Annotated in this window: 20 protein-coding genes and 2 pseudogenes; 16 read left to right on the top strand and 6 right to left on the bottom strand. The window is 44.5% G+C overall.

What is annotated here, in order from left to right; translation table 11 throughout:
* The first annotated feature begins 466 nt into the window (after positions 1-466).
* The 4 genes and pseudogenes from WMO17_RS12565 to WMO17_RS12550 all read left to right on the top strand — a co-directional run.
* Positions 467-1441 carry a DUF6017 domain-containing protein gene (locus WMO17_RS12565; protein WP_022399381.1) on the top strand — a complete coding sequence of 325 codons (975 nt, stop codon included), beginning with the start codon at positions 467-469 and terminating at the stop codon, positions 1439-1441.
* A gap of 24 nt (positions 1442-1465) precedes the next feature.
* Entirely contained in the window at positions 1466-1684 is a 219-nt protein-coding gene (locus WMO17_RS12560) for a DUF5348 domain-containing protein (protein ID WP_004611927.1), read from the top strand.
* Positions 1685-1777: 93 nt separating this feature from the next.
* Positions 1778-2260, top strand: a complete 483-nt coding sequence (locus WMO17_RS12555; RefSeq protein ID WP_021395806.1) for a PcfB family protein — start codon at positions 1778-1780, stop codon at positions 2258-2260.
* Positions 2257-3774: pseudogene (locus tag WMO17_RS12550) on the top strand (VirD4-like conjugal transfer protein, CD1115 family); the annotation flags it as partial. The gene WMO17_RS12555 and the pseudogene WMO17_RS12550, both read left to right, overlap by 4 nt.
* Here WMO17_RS12550 and WMO17_RS12545 read toward each other — a convergent pair.
* From WMO17_RS12545 to WMO17_RS12535, 3 genes and pseudogenes are all read right to left on the bottom strand, one after another.
* Positions 3761-4309 (bottom strand): annotated as a pseudogene (locus WMO17_RS12545) (relaxase/mobilization nuclease domain-containing protein); the annotation flags it as partial. The pseudogenes WMO17_RS12550 and WMO17_RS12545 overlap by 14 nt on opposite strands.
* Positions 4270-4599 carry a plasmid mobilization protein gene (locus WMO17_RS12540; protein ID WP_015529200.1) on the bottom strand — a complete coding sequence of 110 codons (330 nt, stop codon included), beginning with the start codon at positions 4597-4599 and terminating at the stop codon, positions 4270-4272. The pseudogene WMO17_RS12545 and the gene WMO17_RS12540, both read right to left, overlap by 40 nt.
* A 264-nt stretch (positions 4600-4863) precedes the next feature.
* Complete coding sequence (locus WMO17_RS12535) at positions 4864-5217, bottom strand: helix-turn-helix domain-containing protein (protein WP_005933802.1); 354 nt, start codon at positions 5215-5217, stop codon at positions 4864-4866.
* Positions 5218-5377: 160 nt separating this feature from the next.
* Between WMO17_RS12535 and WMO17_RS12530 the strand changes: the two genes are divergently transcribed.
* The 11 genes from WMO17_RS12530 (at position 5378) to WMO17_RS12480 (ending at position 13518) form a co-directional block, all read left to right on the top strand.
* Positions 5378-5566: a helix-turn-helix domain-containing protein gene (locus WMO17_RS12530; protein ID WP_025578756.1), complete on the top strand. Its 189-nt coding sequence runs from the start codon at positions 5378-5380 to the stop codon at positions 5564-5566.
* Positions 5559-6257, top strand: coding sequence for a response regulator transcription factor (locus tag WMO17_RS12525; RefSeq protein WP_005933804.1), 699 nt, complete (start codon positions 5559-5561; stop codon positions 6255-6257). Before WMO17_RS12530 ends, WMO17_RS12525 begins: the two co-directional genes overlap by 8 nt.
* A 1-nt stretch (position 6258) precedes the next feature.
* Positions 6259-7182, top strand: coding sequence for a sensor histidine kinase (locus tag WMO17_RS12520; protein WP_025578755.1), 924 nt, complete (start codon positions 6259-6261; stop codon positions 7180-7182).
* A 105-nt stretch (positions 7183-7287) separates the two neighbouring features.
* Positions 7288-8055 carry an ABC transporter permease gene (locus WMO17_RS12515; RefSeq protein WP_021421428.1) on the top strand — a complete coding sequence of 256 codons (768 nt, stop codon included), beginning with the start codon at positions 7288-7290 and terminating at the stop codon, positions 8053-8055.
* Positions 8056-8070: 15 nt separating this feature from the next.
* Positions 8071-8994 (top strand): ABC transporter ATP-binding protein, encoded by a 924-nt coding sequence (locus WMO17_RS12510; protein WP_021421427.1) that lies wholly within the window; start codon positions 8071-8073, stop codon positions 8992-8994.
* The gene (locus tag WMO17_RS12505; protein ID WP_021421426.1) at positions 8987-9718 is read left to right on the top strand and encodes an ABC transporter permease; all 732 of its coding nucleotides are present in this window, start codon (positions 8987-8989) and stop codon (positions 9716-9718) included. Before WMO17_RS12510 ends, WMO17_RS12505 begins: the two co-directional genes overlap by 8 nt.
* Before the next feature lie 8 nt (positions 9719-9726).
* Positions 9727-10464 (top strand): ABC transporter permease, encoded by a 738-nt coding sequence (locus tag WMO17_RS12500; protein ID WP_005933814.1) that lies wholly within the window; start codon positions 9727-9729, stop codon positions 10462-10464.
* A 463-nt stretch (positions 10465-10927) separates the two neighbouring features.
* Positions 10928-11368, top strand: coding sequence for an RNA polymerase sigma factor (locus WMO17_RS12495; protein ID WP_021421424.1), 441 nt, complete (start codon positions 10928-10930; stop codon positions 11366-11368).
* Positions 11349-11609 carry a helix-turn-helix domain-containing protein gene (locus tag WMO17_RS12490; RefSeq protein WP_005933821.1) on the top strand — a complete coding sequence of 87 codons (261 nt, stop codon included), beginning with the start codon at positions 11349-11351 and terminating at the stop codon, positions 11607-11609. Before WMO17_RS12495 ends, WMO17_RS12490 begins: the two co-directional genes overlap by 20 nt.
* 432 nt (positions 11610-12041) lie before the next feature.
* Positions 12042-12245 carry an excisionase gene (locus WMO17_RS12485; protein WP_009905235.1) on the top strand — a complete coding sequence of 68 codons (204 nt, stop codon included), beginning with the start codon at positions 12042-12044 and terminating at the stop codon, positions 12243-12245.
* Positions 12246-12324: 79 nt separating this feature from the next.
* Positions 12325-13518, top strand: coding sequence for a site-specific integrase (locus WMO17_RS12480; protein ID WP_022398882.1), 1194 nt, complete (start codon positions 12325-12327; stop codon positions 13516-13518).
* A 175-nt stretch (positions 13519-13693) separates the two neighbouring features.
* Here the strand turns inward: WMO17_RS12480 and WMO17_RS12475 are convergent, their stop codons facing one another.
* The 3 genes from WMO17_RS12475 to WMO17_RS12465 form a co-directional block, all read right to left on the bottom strand.
* Positions 13694-13912, bottom strand: a complete 219-nt coding sequence (locus tag WMO17_RS12475) for a putative periplasmic lipoprotein (protein ID WP_349138263.1) — start codon at positions 13910-13912, stop codon at positions 13694-13696.
* A 196-nt stretch (positions 13913-14108) separates the two neighbouring features.
* Complete coding sequence (locus WMO17_RS12470; protein ID WP_349138262.1) at positions 14109-14774, bottom strand: sigma-70 family RNA polymerase sigma factor; 666 nt, start codon at positions 14772-14774, stop codon at positions 14109-14111.
* Positions 14758-15588: a helix-turn-helix domain-containing protein gene (locus tag WMO17_RS12465; RefSeq protein ID WP_349138260.1), complete on the bottom strand. Its 831-nt coding sequence runs from the start codon at positions 15586-15588 to the stop codon at positions 14758-14760. Before WMO17_RS12465 ends, WMO17_RS12470 begins: the two co-directional genes overlap by 17 nt.
* 674 nt (positions 15589-16262) lie before the next feature.
* Between WMO17_RS12465 and WMO17_RS12460 the strand changes: the two genes are divergently transcribed.
* A partial coding sequence (locus WMO17_RS12460) for a plasmid recombination protein (protein WP_349138259.1) occupies positions 16263-17137 on the top strand: 875 nt, incomplete at its 3' end.

Here is a 17137-nt window from a genome sequence, read left to right as displayed (position 1 = left end):
AAGCAAATGGGTAACGCTATACTCGATCCTATATGTGCCATCATCTTCTTTAGTGATATTCAGAATTTCATCAAAATTAGTTGATTGTCTTGAAAAATGCTTGATTTACGGGCATATTCGCAGGTTTGCAAATTGATTTTACTACTCATTTACTACTTTTAACGGATTGAGCCTTGATATGCAAAAAGCACCTGCGGGCTGCCGGATAGACCGCTACACCACCTTACGCGGCACGTCGAAAAGAAAAAATAAAATAACACCACCTATAAGGCGGCGTTTCTCACTCCTACACTGGAGAACAGGAACGCTGCTTTTTTATGCCCTCATGTTACGCAGTAAGGGCAAATGAAGCCTTGATTTATGCGGCTCTTAGAGCGCGGAAATGAGAAATGCAAGGGTTGATACCTTTTCCCTCAAAACCGCGTTTCTACTGCGTAACAAATCCAACCAAAGGAGTGATGAAGCTATGGCAGTTTTCCGCGTGGAAAAGAACAAAGGTTATACGGTTATGAGCAACCACCATTTACGCAACAAGGAACTTTCCCTAAAGGCAAAGGGCTTGTTGTCGCAAATGCTCTCACTTCCCGAAGATTGGGACTACACCCTTGCAGGGCTGTCCCTTATCAACCGGGAAAGTATCGACGCTATCCGCACCGCTGTATGGGAGCTTGAAAAAGCCGGATATATCACAAGGCGGCAGGGACGCGACGAGAAAGGCAAAATGACCGCTATCGAGTACACCATTTACGAACAGCCACAGCCCCTAGCATTGGATTGTCCGGTATTGGAAAATCCAACAGCGGATAAGCCGATATTGGAAAATCCGACACCGGATAACCCGACGTCGGAAAATCCAACGCAATTAAATAAAGAACTATTAAAAACTAACTTACCCAAAAAAGAAAAATTAAATACAGATGTATCAAGTACCCATTCCATTCCTTTCCATTCCCTAAATCCCTCTCCCTTAGAGGACGCGGCACAGCCGCCGGAACGGAAGCGAAAGGAAGCGACAGACGCATACAGCGTGTATGAGGAAATCATCAAGGACAATATTGAGTACGACTATCTGATACAGGACAGATACCTTGACCGGGACAGGATAGAGGAAATCCTTGCCCTTATTCTTGAAACCGTCTGCACCAAACGAAAAACAATCCGTATCGCCGGGGACGACTACCCGGCAGAGCTTGTAAAAGCAAGGTTTATGAAACTGAACAGCGAACATATCCGCTTTGTACTTGACTGTATGCAGGAAAACACCACCAAAATCCGCAACATCAAGCAGTACATGAAAGCTGCCCTTTTCAATGCCCCGTCTACGATTGGCAGCTATTACACGTCCCTTGTATCTCACGATATGGCAGATGGTACTTTTTATGGGAAACCGAAAAAATCCGGCATACCCGATTACACCTGCAACGAGGGCGAAAGCCTGTAAACCAACCCAAAGGAGGATTTGATTATGACACAGAAAACAGGAGCTTTGATTTTTGATGAAACCGCTGACCGCTACGACATTCGCTTTGACGTAAACGACTACTACGGGGGCTTACATTGCGGCGACTGCATGGAGGTCTTTGTGCGGGGCAAATGGAAGCCTACCCGTATGGAGTACGGGGACAACTGGTATCTTGTGGGTATTCGGGCGGCAGACCTTTCCGGGCTGCGGGTACGGATTTAACAGGGCGGCGTGAAAACGGACGCTCTTTTTTCATGCCCGCCCCGCTTCCCGGCGGCGGGCATACCACCATAGAACATGAAAGGAGGACACCCATTGCAGGAGGAAACCAACGAAAAGACCATAGCCCTTTACATCAAAACCGGGAAACTGACGGCACAGCAGCTCCAAAAGGCTATGAAAGCCCTGCTTGCACAGATGAAAAAGCAGCATGACAGACAGAAAATCCCGCATGGCAAACAGACCCTAAAGCAGCTTATGAAGCAGAACGCGGGCGTTTCCAACATTGAAATCACAAAGGACAATATCAAAGCCTTTGAGAGTACGGCGAAAAAGTACGGGATTGACTTTGCCCTAAAGAAAGACAGCACCGAAATCCCGCCCCGCTATCTTGTTTTCTTCAAGGGACGGGACGCGGACGCACTGACCGCAGCTTTCAAGGAGTTTTCCGCAAAGAAGCTGACGCAGGAACAAAAGCCCTCTATCCGAAAGCTGATTGTTTCCCTCAAAGAAAAGGCGGCGGCTTTGAACGCACAGCGGGACAAAGTAAAAAACAAAGACAGGGGGATTGCAAGATGAACGCTATCAACTGGAAAAAGCTGCTGCTTCCCAACATTCCCTATCTGCTCTTTGTGTATCTCTTTGATAAAGTCGGGCAGGCGGTACGCCTTGCGCCGGGAGCTGACCTGTCCGGCAAGGTGCTGTCGCTTGGGGAGGGCTTTTCTATGGCTTTTTCAAACCCGCTTCCGAGCCTTGCCCCTATGGATTTACTGATAGGAATTTTAGGCGCGGTGCTTATCCGGCTGATTGTCTATGTAAAAGGCAAGAACGCGAAGAAATACCGGAAAGGTATCGAATACGGCTCTGCCCGTTGGGGAACTGCCGAAGATATTAAGCCCTACACCGACCCGGTATTTCAAAATAACGTGCTTCTGACACAGACGGAACGGCTTACCATGAACAGCCGCCCGAAGCAGCCGAAGTATGCAAGGAATAAAAATATCCTTGTTATCGGGGGAAGCGGCAGCGGCAAGACGAGATTTTTTGTGAAGCCCAACTTAATGCAAATGCACTCAAGCTACGTTGTAACTGACCCGAAAGGTACGGTTTTAGTCGAGTGTGGGAAGCTCTTACAGCGCGGCGGGTATCGGATAAAGGTGCTGAACACGATAAATTTTAAGAAATCCATGCGTTATAATCCCTTTGCCTATATCCGCAGCGAAAAAGACATTTTGAAACTGGTAAATACCTTGATTGCCAACACCAAAGGGGACGGGGAAAAAGCCGGGGAGGATTTTTGGGTAAAATCGGAACGGCTCTTTTACTGCGCCCTTATCGGCTACATTTGGTACGAAGCCCCGGAGGAAGAAAAGAACTTCACGACGCTGCTTGAAATGATAAATGCCAGTGAAGCCCGCGAGGACGACCCGGAATTTCAGTCCCCCGTTGACCTCATGTTTGAACGGTTGGAGGAAAAAGACCCGGAACACTTTGCCGTCCGGCAGTACAAGAAATTCCTGTTATCTGCGGGAAAGACACGAAGCTCTATTCTCATTTCCTGCGGTGCGCGGCTTGCCCCTTTTGACATTAAGGAGCTGCGCGACCTTATGGAAACCGACGAAATGGAGCTTGACACCATAGGCGACCGCAAGACCGCCCTGTTTGTTATCATCAGCGACACCGACGATACTTTTAACTTTGTCGTGAGTATTCTTTACACGCAGCTTTTCAATCTGCTTTGCGACAAGGCAGATGATGAATACGGCGGCAGGCTGCCCGTCCATGTGCGCTGTCTGTTAGACGAGTTTGCAAATATCGGGCAGATACCGAAGTTTGAAAAGCTCATAGCCACCATACGAAGCCGGGAAATCTCCGCGTCGATTATCTTACAGTCGCAAAGCCAGTTAAAGGCAATCTATAAGGACAACGCCGATACCATAGTCGGCAACTGCGACACCACCCTTTTCTTGGGCGGCAAGGAGAAAACCACCCTCAAAGAAATGTCGGAAATCTTGGGGAAAGAAACCATTGACAGCTTCAACACTTCCGAGAACCGGGGGCGCGAGGTATCGCATGGGCTGAATCAACGGCAATTTTTAGCTTGCCTTTCCAACTTGTTCCCGTCTTTTCCGCTTGATATTCTGCATAGCTTTTTCCCTTACTGCCTTTACCCGGAATGACAACGGACAGCCCGTTTTCCCTGCACAGCTTATCACTTATGTTCCGTATGCCGTAGTAACTGCGCTTATTGGAATTGTACTTATGGTAGTCAACAAAGTTGACCGCACAAAAAATGATATGGTTATGGATATGCCCTTTGTCTATGTGGGTAGTCAAGACGTATTCATGCTGTCCCTTTGTTACCGCGTCGGCAAGCTGTTTTCCGATTGTGTGGGCTTTCTCACAGTCCACCTCTCCCGGTTCAAACGATTGTATCAGATGAAAGGCTAAGTTGTTCCCTTTCTGCCGAGCCTGCGACAAAGTATATTCAAACTCAATATCTGCCGTTTCATAGCTGCACCCAAAGGAGGACACAAGCGTTTTCCCGTCTGTCTTATCCGGGTTTTGGATATAATCAAGGGCTTTGCTCAACGTGCTTTTAATAGGCTTAATCTTTGTAACCGCCATATCTCCGCAAGCACCCCCTTTATTTCCTCTATGTCCTCTTGGTAGACGCTGCCTGTCGCATTGACACGCTTTGCAATCTGATTGACGTTGACCCCGATTTTCTGTATCTCTGCTGTCATGGCTTTTATGTCGCTATGGTCTGTCTGAATGATATACCCGTCAATGGCAATCTTGCGAAGATACGCCGCCATATTTTGGGTAGGGACGAGCTTCATTTTCTGTTCAATCAATGCCCGTTCTTCCTCTGTTACATAGAATTTGATTTGTACTTTTCTTTTGCGTCCGTTCATGCAATCGTTCCTTTCCATTCCGAGGGTTTGGGACACTTCCCAACAAGCAATTTTTAACCGACGCACCGCAGGGCGGGAGGGCGAAAATACGGAAAAGGGTACTCTTTTCCTATGCTTGCTAAGAAAGTTTTTTATCTTTTATGTCCTTATTTCCCTCTACGGAGAAAAAACCATTTTGCCGAACTTATGCAAAAGAAAAACGCTGCAATCTCAAAAAAGATTACAACGCTTCCGAAAATCCATATTCAATTTTGCCGGACGTTTCTATTTGTCCTCTTTTTCGACTTCTGAAATTTCCTTTGCGGTTGCTGTTACAATCCGTATGCCGTTATCGCTCATATCATCAAGCAGAGCGTCGAGCTGCCGCCGCTTTGTATCTTTTCCGACGGGCGTATCTAAAAGAAACTGGTCTACGGATATATTGTAACGGAGCATAAGCTCAAAAAAGATTTGCAGACTGGGGTGCTGTCCTTTATTCTCAATATTCGCAAGGTAGCGAGGGGAAATATACATTTCATCACTTACCTGTTTGCGGCTTTCCTTGCGTCCTGTCCGCGCAGCTTTTATCGCTTCTCCAAAGGCTTTGAAGTCATATTTTTCTACTGGTCTTTTTGCCATATTTATTCACCCAGTTACATTTTACTGTTCCCCTTTCTTCTTGGATATGTCTATACAGTTCCACTAATTAGCCATAATAATTCATATTTATATACTTGCTATTATTCGTATGTCCGACTATAATTATACTGATATGATTTGTAGAAAGGACTTGGGTGTTATGGAATATATGTCTTGCCCCGAAGCAGCGAAGAAATGGGGAATTTCTGAAAGGCGGGTACAGGTACTTTGCAGAGAAAACCGCATACCGGGTGTTTCAAAACTTGGATATATGTGGCTGATACCAAAGGACGCTGAAAAACCGATTGACGGGAGAACAAAACGAGGAAAGGAGCTGCACCATGAATAAAGTTTTGATTATAGATGATGATAAAGAGCTTTGCGCTCTTATGAAAAAGTGCATAGAGCAGGAAAAATTATCAGCCGTAACTGTATATAACGGTATTGAGGGGGTTCGTCTAATTGATGAAAATAAAGATAGCTATTCCCTTATTATTTTGGACGTAATGCTGCCGGATATAGACGGGTTTCAGATTCTCCAAAAAATTAGAGATACAAGCAATATCCCGGTGCTTATGCTTACTGCAAAAAGCAGCGAAGAAGATAAGGTTTTCGGTCTGCGACTGGGAGCAGACGACTACTTGACAAAGCCATTTGGTATTAACGAGCTTTTGGCGCGTGTCAATTCCCTTATCCGGCGATATACCACCTTAAACCCCTTTACGGCAGACATAGACAGCATATCGTTGAAAGATATGGTAATTGACAAATTAAATCGTACAGTTACGGTCAAAGATATTCCCGTTTTGCTTACAGGAAAAGAATTTGATTTACTTCTCTTTCTTGCTTCCAACAAAGGACGAGTATTTACCAAAAAACAAATTTATTCACAGGTATGGGAGGAAGAATACGCTTTTGATGATAGCAATATTATGTCTTTTATTAGCAAATTAAGGAAAAAGATTGAGCCAGACCCCGACCACCCCTTTTACATTTTAACTGTCCGGGGTGTCGGCTACCGTTTTAACAAGGAGGCGTAACATGGATATAAATGTTTATCTTTTCATAGTGATAGCCCTTATGCTGCTTATTATTATGTATCTCCTTTTTGTCTTACGGCGTGTGCGGACACAGCTTGCGCTGATAAAAGACGCCTTAGATGATATAAAGGGCGGGAATTTGAACCGACGTATTTTAGCAGGCGAAAACGATATGACAAAAACAATTTGCTATGACATTAACAAAATAGCAGTAAACAGTCAGGCGCAGCTTATACGGCAAAGACAATCTGAACAGGCATATAAACGGCTGATGACAAGTCTTTCACATGATGTAAAGACCCCGCTTGCTTCTCTTGTAGGTTATCTGGAAGCGGTTGAAAACAAAATTGTTATTGGAGAGGAAAAGGACGAATATATCCATGTCGCACATGAAAAAGCCCACTATATGAAATCCTTTGTGGAAAATTTGTTTGAATGGGTAAAACTGGATTCCGGAGAGCAGATTTTTCATTTTGAAAAATTTGACCTTAACGAGTTATCCCGCAACATTATAGCGGATTGGATTCCCGTCTTAGAAAGCAATCATTTTGAATATGAGTTTGTCATACCCGAAACAGAGTATTTTATTCACATAGATGTAAACGCATATACCCGCGTACTTAACAATCTTTTTCAAAATATTATTATCCATAGTGCGGGAGATAAAATGGCACTGCATATTTGTGAAGATATACAACAAGCTAAAATTATAATTTCAGATAATGGAAAAGGAATAGCTCCCGATAAGCTGCCACATATTTTTGAAAGAATGTACCAGTGCGACCAGTCGCGGTCTGCAAAGGGAAATGGTTTAGGACTGGCGATTGCTAAAGAGCTTATCAGTGTTCACAAAGGAACCATTACCGCTGAAAACAGCTCTGATAAAGGGACTGTATTTACTATATTGCTTCCCAAAGCCCTGTAAATAATGCGGGGCTTTCCTGCTATAAAACAAGAAAAAAGCAAGGTTTCGGCAAGGTTATGGCAAGGTTGATACTATATAATGGAAGGTAGAAAGGAGGAAAAGACAATGACTATCATTTCTACTGAAATGCTGAAATGGAAACGCAATAAGACAGTCTTAGGTATCTTTATTCTAACTGCAATTTTAGGAATATTCGCAGTTGAACGTGCTTTCAGTATATCAAGAAGTAGCTCACTAATGAATAGTTTTAGTGATTTATACACATTGGCATTTAAGAACCTTACAAGTTTGTTTCTGCCTATTGTGTTGAGTATGTTTGCAACCACATTGTTCTTTGATGAACAGAAAAATGATACCTTAAAAGGACTTCTGATTATTCCGATTTCCAAAACGCAACTTTATTTTTCAAAGATAGCAGTGGTAATTTTTATGTCATTAGCACTATGTCTGCTTACTTTTGCAATCTGTATTCTTGGCGGCTTTCTTGCAGGCGGCTTTACAGATTTGAATACGGAAACAATTTTACAGGCGGGATTATTATTTTTAGCCGGTGGCGTGTTAGTTCCACTTGCAATGCTCCCCGTTATTTTTTTAGCAACATTGGCAAAGGGATATGTTCTACCGATTGGGGCTGCATTACTTTATCTTGTGCCTGTCGTGCTTATTCCGTCGGGGATTATGGGACTGCACCCACTGGCGAGTGTTATGGGAATTTATCCCTATATTTCATCTGACGCAGCAGAAATGGTTAAGAAATGGGCGGGAGGAATAGAAATAACTATATCTCCGAATATCTGTTTAATTTCTCTTTTGGTAATTGGAAGTATTTCAGCCATTGTTTCCGTACTTGCATTGCGGAAACAGACCTATTGAAAGTGAGGATATATGATGAATAAATATGTAATTGAAACAAAACAACTGACAAAAACTTATGGAGAGCAAACGGTAGTCAATTCTGTTAATATTCATGTGAAACAAGGACAGATATATGGGCTGTTGGGGCGTAATGGGGCGGGTAAAACCACAATTATGAAAATGATTTTGGGGTTGACCGATATTACTTCCGGCGAAGTAGACGTATTCGGTCAAAATATCAAAGGGAGGGAAAAAAGAGTATATCCCCGGATTGGTGCTATTATTGAAACACCCGGCTTTTATCCGAATTTAACAGGTACGGAAAACTTGGAGATATTTGCAAAACTGCGCGGTACTGCTGCGCCAAATGCAGTAAAAAACGCCTTGGAGATTGTCGGTCTGCCTTATCGGGACAAAAAATTGTTTAGCAAGTATTCTCTTGGAATGAAGCAGCGTCTTGGAATAGCAAATGCTATTTTACATGACCCTGAACTGCTAATCTTAGATGAACCCACAAACGGTCTTGACCCGATAGGCATTGCAGAAGTAAGGGACTTTATTAAGACTTTAAGTATCGAGCGCGGAAAAACAATTCTCATTTCCAGTCATATTCTGTCCGAAATTGCACTACTGGCTGATGACATCGGCATTATTGACCATGGTGTACTACTGGAAGAAAACAGCATGAATGAGCTACAAAAGAAAAACAGTAAGTATATACTTCTGCAAGTTTCTGATATACCGAAAACTTCTCTTGTTTTGGAAAGGCAGTTTGGGGTTACCGAATATTCCGTACAGGACGAACACACCCTGCGGATTTATGACACTTCGTTGGATATGGCTGCTGTCAATAAAGCTCTTGTGGTACAGGATATAGCTGTTATCAGTTCTCAGCTATGCAATGATACATTAGAGGACTATTTCAAAAAAATCACAGGAGGAGAAGGAATTGCTTAGGCTGATACAGGCAGAGTTTCTTAAACTGCGTCGAAAAAAATTTATTGTGTTAATGCTGTTATCCGCTCTTTTCATGCCACTTCTTGCAGTTTTTTATTTCAGAAGTGCTGATAAAACAGTTATTGAACCATTACAATTTTATAAGTGGACTACATTCAGCTATACAGCTTGGATTATACTTCCTGTTGTATTGGGTTTGGTTTCTACTATGCTCATGTATGACGAAAATCAAAACGATATGCTCAAACAGTTGTGGATTATACCGATTAGCAAGACAGGATATTTTTTTAGCAAATTTATTGTTGTACTGTCTTATTCCGTTTGTTTTATGTTGCTTACAGCCATAGCGTCTGTATTTTTCGGTATGCTTCCCGGTTATATAACCTTTGAATGGAATAGTATCAGTTATCTATTTAAGAAATGTATTGAAATCGCCATACTTACCGCATTTTCCATATTACCACTTTTAGCGGTTGCAGCTGCCGGGAAGAACTATATACTCCCTGTATGTGTGACACTGGTTTACACCTTTCTTAGCTTTATTTTGCTTATGGTTAATATGTACCTACACCCTCTATCCAGTGCAACAGCAATTATCATGCGAGATATTCCCGGTGTTATTTTGGCACAGGAAGTCAATATTCCGGCTGCACTTTTTTGTATCGGTATATGGACTATTGTTTCTATCGTATTTGCGTACATTTCCTTAAAGCATAGAAAGTGAGTGATTGAATGATGAAAGAATTGATTTGGGCAGAACATCAAAAACTCCGACGTTCAAAAATTGTGTTGGTCGCCATATTCGCAGTTATTATGGTTGCAATTATTGTTTTTACTCAAGGGCAGTTTTCTTTTGGGGAAAAACGCTATATAGATGACGCAGGGTGGTTTATGAACGCAGCACAGTCTTTAGCAACTTTTTTTGTTCTTCCTGCGGTTATTGCACTTTTGGGGAGCTATATGATTTGTCGTGAGGAACAAGAAGATACTATTAAATCATTACGTTTAATTCCAATAAGTGAAGCTAAAATGACGATTGCAAAATTACTTATTACTTTTGCATTTAGCGTACTCTTTTATTTGCTGCTTTTCGGCATTACATTTTTAGTTGAAGTTATTTTGCATTTTAGGGGCTTGTCTATCAAAATGATTTTAAGTTTTTTCAAAATCTATTTACTTGACGGCATTGGGATTTTCTTTGCTATTGCACCTGTTATTGCGGTTGTATCAAGAATAAAGAAAGGCTATTGGCTTGCTTTGATTTTTACAGTAATTTATTCTTTTGCAGGATTATTCACAAGTATATCCGATGTTCTTTCGGCTTGCTATCCTATTACTGCTACATTCAATATTTCCGGCTATTATTCTGCCACCTTTGGAGAAATCATTATTAGCCTTATGAGTTTGTTCTTTTGTGGATTGTTTTCTGTCTTGATTTTAATATCTAAAAAAACAATCAAAAATAAGTAATGATACAACCAACATCTGCCGGACGACGGCAAAGAAAAAAAGCCGTCGCAGAGCAGCCATATTTTCACGCGCCTATTCTATTTCGGCGGCTTTGATTTTCAGAGCCGCCGTTTCTTTTTGTCTGTACGACGACCCTTAACCATGTAGACATGGCGGCTTTAGGAGGTAGCCGCCATGAGTTATAAACCACATCAACAAATTCTTACATTCTTTGATTTATCAAAAAAAGCCCGACCGCCACCGGGGATATTCCTACCCTTAGATATGAACTATTAAATCATCTAAATACTTTTTATTATTCCTATGCGCCTGTCCGCGTTTTTTTGCGGACGGGCGCATTTTGTATGCTTAAAAAAATTTTTGAAAAAATTTCCGAAAATATTTGGCATTTTTTCAAAGCTCCGTATTACCCCGCGAAAAGGGGGAAGCACCACCAACTTTCAACGAGAAAGGAGGTGAGAATGTGGAACCTAATAGCAGGGAGTTTTATAAGCAATGTTCTTTTCAGAAGTATTGCAATGCGGTATTGCACAATGAAGCGTGCGACGCTCATAGAGAGCTTCGTACACATAAGGCAAAGGAAGTAACCTTTTCCGACATGACCTTAGATGAAGCGCGACAGCTACATACCTTTGATGAATATTTCAAACGGGAAACTGCTGAAACCGTCTTTGAAAAAGCCGGAAAGAAAATCACGCCGAAGCTGCTTCTTGAAGCAATCCGTACTTTGCCGGAAGAAAAGCGCAAAGCCATATTGCTGTATTATTTCGAGGGAATGAGCGATACAGAAATTGCAGAGTTGCTCAATACACCGAGAAGCACAATACAGTACAGGCGGACAAGCTCTTTTGAACAATTAAGAAAATATTTGGAGGAAAATGCTGATGAATGGGACGAATGGTAATCAACCTGGCTACCCGGAAAATGCCCTTGTTCCTTATCCTGTCATTGTGGCAGCGACAAAGGGCGACCCGGACGCTATGAAAATGGTCTTGCAGCATTTCAGCGGTTATATAGCCCGTTTATCCATGCGAAAGTTATATGACGAGCGTGGAAATGTTTATTTTGGTATAGACAACGACATTCGGGAACGGCTGCAAGCCAAACTGATGATGGCTGTCCTCAATTTTAGAACAGAGAAATAACCGCAATCGGCGGTGGAACGTCTTTACTCCCCCTTTTCCGTTCCGCTGCTAATGCGGCAACACAGCCATTTTGAACCTTGACAAAGAAAGCGGCGCAATAGAACGGCGACGCAGCATAAGGCAAATCGGATACGTTCCTTTTGTGCCGAGCCATACGGCGGGTGCGCCATGACCTTTCTCCTACGGGAAAAGCGAGCGAACAACACCACCGCTGCAAAGCAAGTGTAGCAACTTGCGGGCGATAACGCACAGAATACATAATGATACTTCCTTACAGCCATAGTCCGAGCGTTAGAAGCGTCGCAGGCAATGGGTAGGGCTTCGGCAGACCGCCGGAGGGGTGCAAGTCCCATGAGGTTACGCTAATAGCCGTCCGATTAAAGCCTATGTTACAAATTGACTTTTGACCCATTTAGAAAGGGGGACGACAAATTGAACAATAACGACGTGCCGATTTGGGAAAAGTACACTCTTACCATAGAAGAAGCCGCAAAATATTTCCGTATCGGAGAAAGCAAGCTGCGGAAACTGGCAGAAGAAAATCCCGTCCCGGACTGGGTAATGATGAACGGAAACCGTATTCAGATTAAGCGTAAGCAGTTTGAAAAAATGATTGATACGGTGGACGCAATCTGATAGTGAAATCGAGCCTTGAATGTGGTACAATGTAGTCAAGCATATCAAGGCTCTTTCCATTATGGAAAGGAGCATAACGATGTCGGAAAAAAGACGGGATAATAAAAATCGTATTCTCCGCACCGGAGAGAGCCAGAGAAAAGACGGGAGATATGCCTACAAATATATAGATACCTTTGGAAAACCGCAGTTTGTGTATTCTTGGAAGTTAGTACCTACGGACAAAACCCCGGCAGGAAAACGCGACGATATAGCGTTGAGGGAAAAAGAGAAAGAAATCCAAAAAGACCTTGACGACGGTATCGACCATATCGGAAAGAAAATGACGGTCTGCCAACTCTACGCAAAGCAGATACGCCACCGGGCAAATGTGCGGCATGGTACAAAGCAGGGGCGAAAACAGCTCATGCGGATTTTGCAGGAGGATAAACTTGGAGCCTGCCGGATTGAAAATGTGAAGCTCTCCGACGCAAAGGAATGGGCATTACGCATGAAAGAAAAAGGTTACGGCTTCAAGACTATCAACAACCACAAGCGTTCCTTAAAGGCTGCTTTTTACACAGCCATACAGGACGATTGTATTCGTAAAAATCCATTTGACTTCCAGTTGAACACAGTCCTTGAAGATGATACGGAACCAAAGGAACCTCTATCCCCTACGCAGGAAGCGGCTTTTCTGTCCTTTGTGCAGCATGATAAAGTCTATCAGAAATACTACGACGAGATTATCATACTGTTAGGGACAGGGCTTCGCATTTCGGAACTCTGCGGACTGACGGAAGCTGACATTGACTTAGACAAACAGCTTATCAATGTAGACCACCAACTTTTGAAGATTGCAGACGTGGGTTACTATGTGGAAACGCCTAAGACGAAAAGCGGCAATCGGGTTATTCCTATGAGTGAAAAAGTGTTGGAAGCATTTCAACGGGTGCTGAACAAACGAAAATATGCACAGCCTGTTATTTTAGAGGGCTACACAAAGTTTCTGTTTCTTAACCGGAACGGCTTGCCAAAAGTGGCAGTCAACTATGAAAGTATGTTCCGGGGGCTTGTAAGGAAATACACAAAAACGCAAAAGGTAGCATTGCCAAAGGTAATGACACCGCACACCTTACGCCACACATTCTGCACCACGTTAGCAAATGCAGGAATGAACCCAAAGGCATTGCAGTACATCATGGGACATTCCAACATCAATATGACGCTGAACTATTACGCGCATACGACTTCCGAAACGTCGATAACAGAAATGAAGCGGCTGATTGCATAAGTAGTAAACGGAGAATTTACTACTCCACATACTACTTTTGAACACCAAAACATACGGGGATATAAGAAGATTTGAGAATATCTTCCATAACAAAAAATGCCGGAAAAGCCTGTAACAATAGGCTATACCGGCATATAAGAACTTTTGAAAAGATAGTCAAAAATTACTTTGTGATTTATGTTAAATCATTACTATAATAGCCTTCCTCTGGCATTTGAAAATTCGCAGTATCATTATTGGTTAAATGCTCGTTTGATACTATATCACTAACATTTTTGTTTTCTACTTGTACTGAAGTGCTTTCAGTCGATGGTTCTTTATTTTCCTGAGATTGCCCACATCCAGCTAACCCCAAAACCATGCATAGCACAAACAGGTAAATTACTTTTTTCATAGCATTCTTCTCCTTTATTCAATCTATTTTTGTCGATTTATTTGTTATCGCATTTTATCATACCATAATTATTAACTTTTCTGCTTAAATAACGAACTTCAAGCCTGATTTATTTCATCTCTCCACAATTTTTTCAAAATCGTATGGTTGCACATAAATTTCCAGAAAACTTGTAGCACAATCACGATTTTTCCATTCAGATAAACCACCACGGCAGTTCCAGCCACAGGTTATCCATGGCCTGTTCCTCCGTCTTTTTGGCGCGGCCTTTCGTCAGGTGAAAGTATATCGCCGTGCCGATCAGCGGATGTTCCTCGCCATCGGTGAAGCCATAGCGGTACAGCAGATAGGTCTGCTCCCGTTGGGTCAGCCGTTTCAGGCCATCGTACAGTTCCCGGCGCGATTCTTGCTCTTCCATAATACTCTGCGGCTGCATGGCGTAGGGGTCGGCTATGGCTTCGATACGCCGCAGCTGCTCTTCTCCCGGCAGAACCTCATCCAGCGAAACGCGCTGGTAGCAGACGCCGTCCTTGTCTTCCGTCACCATCCGCTGCTCAAAAGCGGCAAAGGCATCTCGAACCATATCCATCATGGCGTTACGGATAGCAGGAGCCGCACAGGTCAGGAACTTCATGCCGCGCGCCGCATCGAACTTCGGCACGGCCTTCCACAACCCCAGATTGCCCGCTTGTTTCAAATCGTCCGTGTCAAGGTTCAGGCCAGCCTGTGCCAGATTCATGCTGCGGAAAAGGTCATTTGCCACCTTGCCAATAAAGGACTTGTTGTTGTCGATCAGGCTGTCCAGCGCAGTTGCATCGCCTTTCTGTGCCAGCGCACAAAGCCGTTCATTCGTCTGCTTCATGGGCGTTTTCCTGCTCTGCAGCAGACTGCAAGATTCCCAGCAGACCGTTCCGCAGCTGTTCCAGTGCTTCCGGCGTAGCTCCTTCCATGCCCGAAACGCTGTCCAACATTGCATCCGTCAACTGCTCTGCCGTGATCGTTGGGTGCTGCACATCCTGCCCTTTGGTCAATTCGGTGAACATTTTCTCTGCCACTTTCTTGCTCATGGCTTCCTGTTCGGCGTAATGGCTCCCGATGCCCTTTTTGATTGCCTTGACCGCTGCCATGAAGTACATCTCAATGTCATCAAGGTCGCCTTGGTACACCGGTTTTCTCCGAAGACTGATGTCCTTTGCGGCTTTGGCTGCTTCCGGGGTCTTGACCTTTGTGCGCAGCAAGGTGCTCAATGTCGTGAGCATGGCATTCTGTGCCGCGATGCCAGACGCAAAAGTATCATCAAAATACTGCGCTATGCGGTAAGTAAGCTCTGCAAAGCGGGCGTTTTCCAGCAGCAGATTGACCACCTCTGTATTGACACGCCCTGTGTAGAGGTTCTTTGCAGCTTCTACGGACAAGCCCAGTTCGGCAATGTCGTAATTTTTGCGGTCGGGGATGTTGGTTTCTCCCAGCAGGAAATCCGTAGATACGTTGAACAGCCTTGCGATCTTCAGCACCTGCTCATGGGTCAGGGTTCCTTTCGCACCACTAATAAAACGGCTGATGGTGCTCTTGGAGCAGCCGATCTCCTTGGCGAGTTCTGGTTGGCTGATGTTATGCTCTTTCATCAAGTCCGCAAGACGGATGTTGGATGGTGCGGGCAGATATTCCCGTGCCATGTGGTCGGCCCTCCTTTTTGAGTTTTTTCCTCATTATAATACGCTCTGCCGTTTTGTTCAATATACGGTTACCTCTCCGCCCTTGCTGTTGCAGTCCTGCAACCAGTGAGGGCATTTTTCTTTTTCCGTTGCAGTTCTGCCGCTTTTTCGCCTTTCCTGCAAAATTTTCCGTATATTCAGGCAGGAAGCAAAAAACACCAGAGTTCCCACGCTGGGTACTCTGGTGCAACGCATAACACCGCCCTGCCCGGTGGGCGCAGGGTGCGGGGTTTTGTAGGCATCGAACCGCTTGTCCACCCCTGTCCGTAAAAAGTGCATTTTTTTCACGGAAGAAGTTCGTACAGGTTATTTGAAGTCCGTACGCGATTTTTTCAGATGCGTACGGAGCAATCAAGTTCGCATTGTGCGAACTTGTCGGGGCGAGGCCCCTCCATCTTGCTAGCGCAAGACCGTTCGGTCACTTAAAAGCCCCACTGGGGCTTTCATTGCTTCGCAAACGTGAACTCGATTAAACTCTCCCGCAGGAGACGTTCCCCCTCGGAGAGTCCTCGAAGAGCCCACTACACTTTGCAGCCCATAGGGATGAAAGTGTTATAGTGGGTTATTACACTTCCGAAGAAGTGCATCTTCGTTCCCCGTCACCTCTCGATGAACCTTGAAAGGAGGGATGCCCTTTGGCAAGAAATGATGGCATTGACCGCACCAGTGTCCGAAACCTTGCCGTTTCGGACAAGGCTGTTGGCAACACCCAGCAGCACAACGAACGCGAAAAGGACAGCTATCGGAACCCCGATATTATCCCCCAGCGCGCTGCATGGAACGTCCACTTCAAAAAGCCAACCGCCAGCTACACTGACCTGTTCGCCCAACTGGAAACCGCTGGTACGATTTCAACGCGCGGCCTGAAGCCGGATGCCACCCACTACTGCGAACTTGTCTTTGATGTCAACTCGGCATACTTTGACAACCACGGCGGCTACGAGTTCGCCAAGCAGTTCTATGCTGATGCCTACAAAGCTGCCGTTCGGGTTGTAGGCGGTGAACAGTATATCCTCTCGGCAGTCATGCACGCCGATGAGATCAACCGTGCCATGACCGAAGCACTAGGCAGGGAGGTCTACCACTACCACCTCCATGTGGTCTATGTACCTGTGGTGGAAAAGCAGATCCTGTGGTCGAAACGCTGCAAGGACAAGGCACTGGTCGGCACCGTCAAGGAGACTGTCATGCAGGTCAGCCGGAGCAAGAAGTGGGCATCCAAACCTCTGCTGGACGAATCGGGAAAGCCTGTTTTGCAAAAGAACGGCAAGCCTATCCTGAAGAAGTCGTACAGCGTCTTGCAGGACAACTTCTTCAATTTTATGCGCGCTGCCGGGTACACCGATATAGAGCGCGGTGAGCGTGGCAGCACTGAAGAACACCTGACCGTCACCCAGTTCAAAGTCCAGCGGGAGCAGGAGCGACTGGACACTCTGACCGCCCAGATTGACCAGAAAGAGCAGCACCTCACCCAAACCAACAAAACCCTCTCCAAGACCGAAAAGGAACT

It is taken from the genome of Faecalibacterium faecis (genome assembly GCF_040096475.1).
GTDB classification, from domain to species: domain Bacteria; phylum Bacillota; class Clostridia; order Oscillospirales; family Ruminococcaceae; genus Faecalibacterium; species Faecalibacterium taiwanense.
This window is presented reverse-complemented; position numbering and strand designations above follow the sequence as displayed.

Excerpts from the sequence above, each read along its gene's own strand:
- WMO17_RS12540 (WP_015529200.1), bottom strand. The coding sequence starts at position 4,599 with ATGAACGGACGCAAAAGAAAAGTACAAATCAAATTCTATGTAACAGAG.
- WMO17_RS12490 (WP_005933821.1), top strand. The coding sequence starts at position 11,349 with ATGAATGGGACGAATGGTAATCAACCTGGCTACCCGGAAAATGCCCTT.
- WMO17_RS12465 (WP_349138260.1), bottom strand. The coding sequence starts at position 15,588 with ATGGCACGGGAATATCTGCCCGCACCATCCAACATCCGTCTTGCGGAC.
- WMO17_RS12470 (WP_349138262.1), bottom strand. The coding sequence starts at position 14,774 with ATGAAGCAGACGAATGAACGGCTTTGTGCGCTGGCACAGAAAGGCGAT.
- WMO17_RS12510 (WP_021421427.1), top strand. The coding sequence starts at position 8,071 with ATGAATAAATATGTAATTGAAACAAAACAACTGACAAAAACTTATGGA.
- WMO17_RS12475 (WP_349138263.1), bottom strand. The coding sequence starts at position 13,912 with ATGAAAAAAGTAATTTACCTGTTTGTGCTATGCATGGTTTTGGGGTTA.
- WMO17_RS12515 (WP_021421428.1), top strand. The coding sequence starts at position 7,288 with ATGACTATCATTTCTACTGAAATGCTGAAATGGAAACGCAATAAGACA.
- WMO17_RS12565 (WP_022399381.1), top strand. The coding sequence starts at position 467 with ATGGCAGTTTTCCGCGTGGAAAAGAACAAAGGTTATACGGTTATGAGC.
- WMO17_RS12500 (WP_005933814.1), top strand. The coding sequence starts at position 9,727 with ATGATGAAAGAATTGATTTGGGCAGAACATCAAAAACTCCGACGTTCA.
- WMO17_RS12480 (WP_022398882.1), top strand. The coding sequence starts at position 12,325 with ATGTCGGAAAAAAGACGGGATAATAAAAATCGTATTCTCCGCACCGGA.
- WMO17_RS12525 (WP_005933804.1), top strand. The coding sequence starts at position 5,559 with ATGAATAAAGTTTTGATTATAGATGATGATAAAGAGCTTTGCGCTCTT.
- WMO17_RS12560 (WP_004611927.1), top strand. The coding sequence starts at position 1,466 with ATGACACAGAAAACAGGAGCTTTGATTTTTGATGAAACCGCTGACCGC.
- WMO17_RS12530 (WP_025578756.1), top strand. The coding sequence starts at position 5,378 with ATGGAATATATGTCTTGCCCCGAAGCAGCGAAGAAATGGGGAATTTCT.
- WMO17_RS12520 (WP_025578755.1), top strand. The coding sequence starts at position 6,259 with ATGGATATAAATGTTTATCTTTTCATAGTGATAGCCCTTATGCTGCTT.
- WMO17_RS12535 (WP_005933802.1), bottom strand. The coding sequence starts at position 5,217 with ATGGCAAAAAGACCAGTAGAAAAATATGACTTCAAAGCCTTTGGAGAA.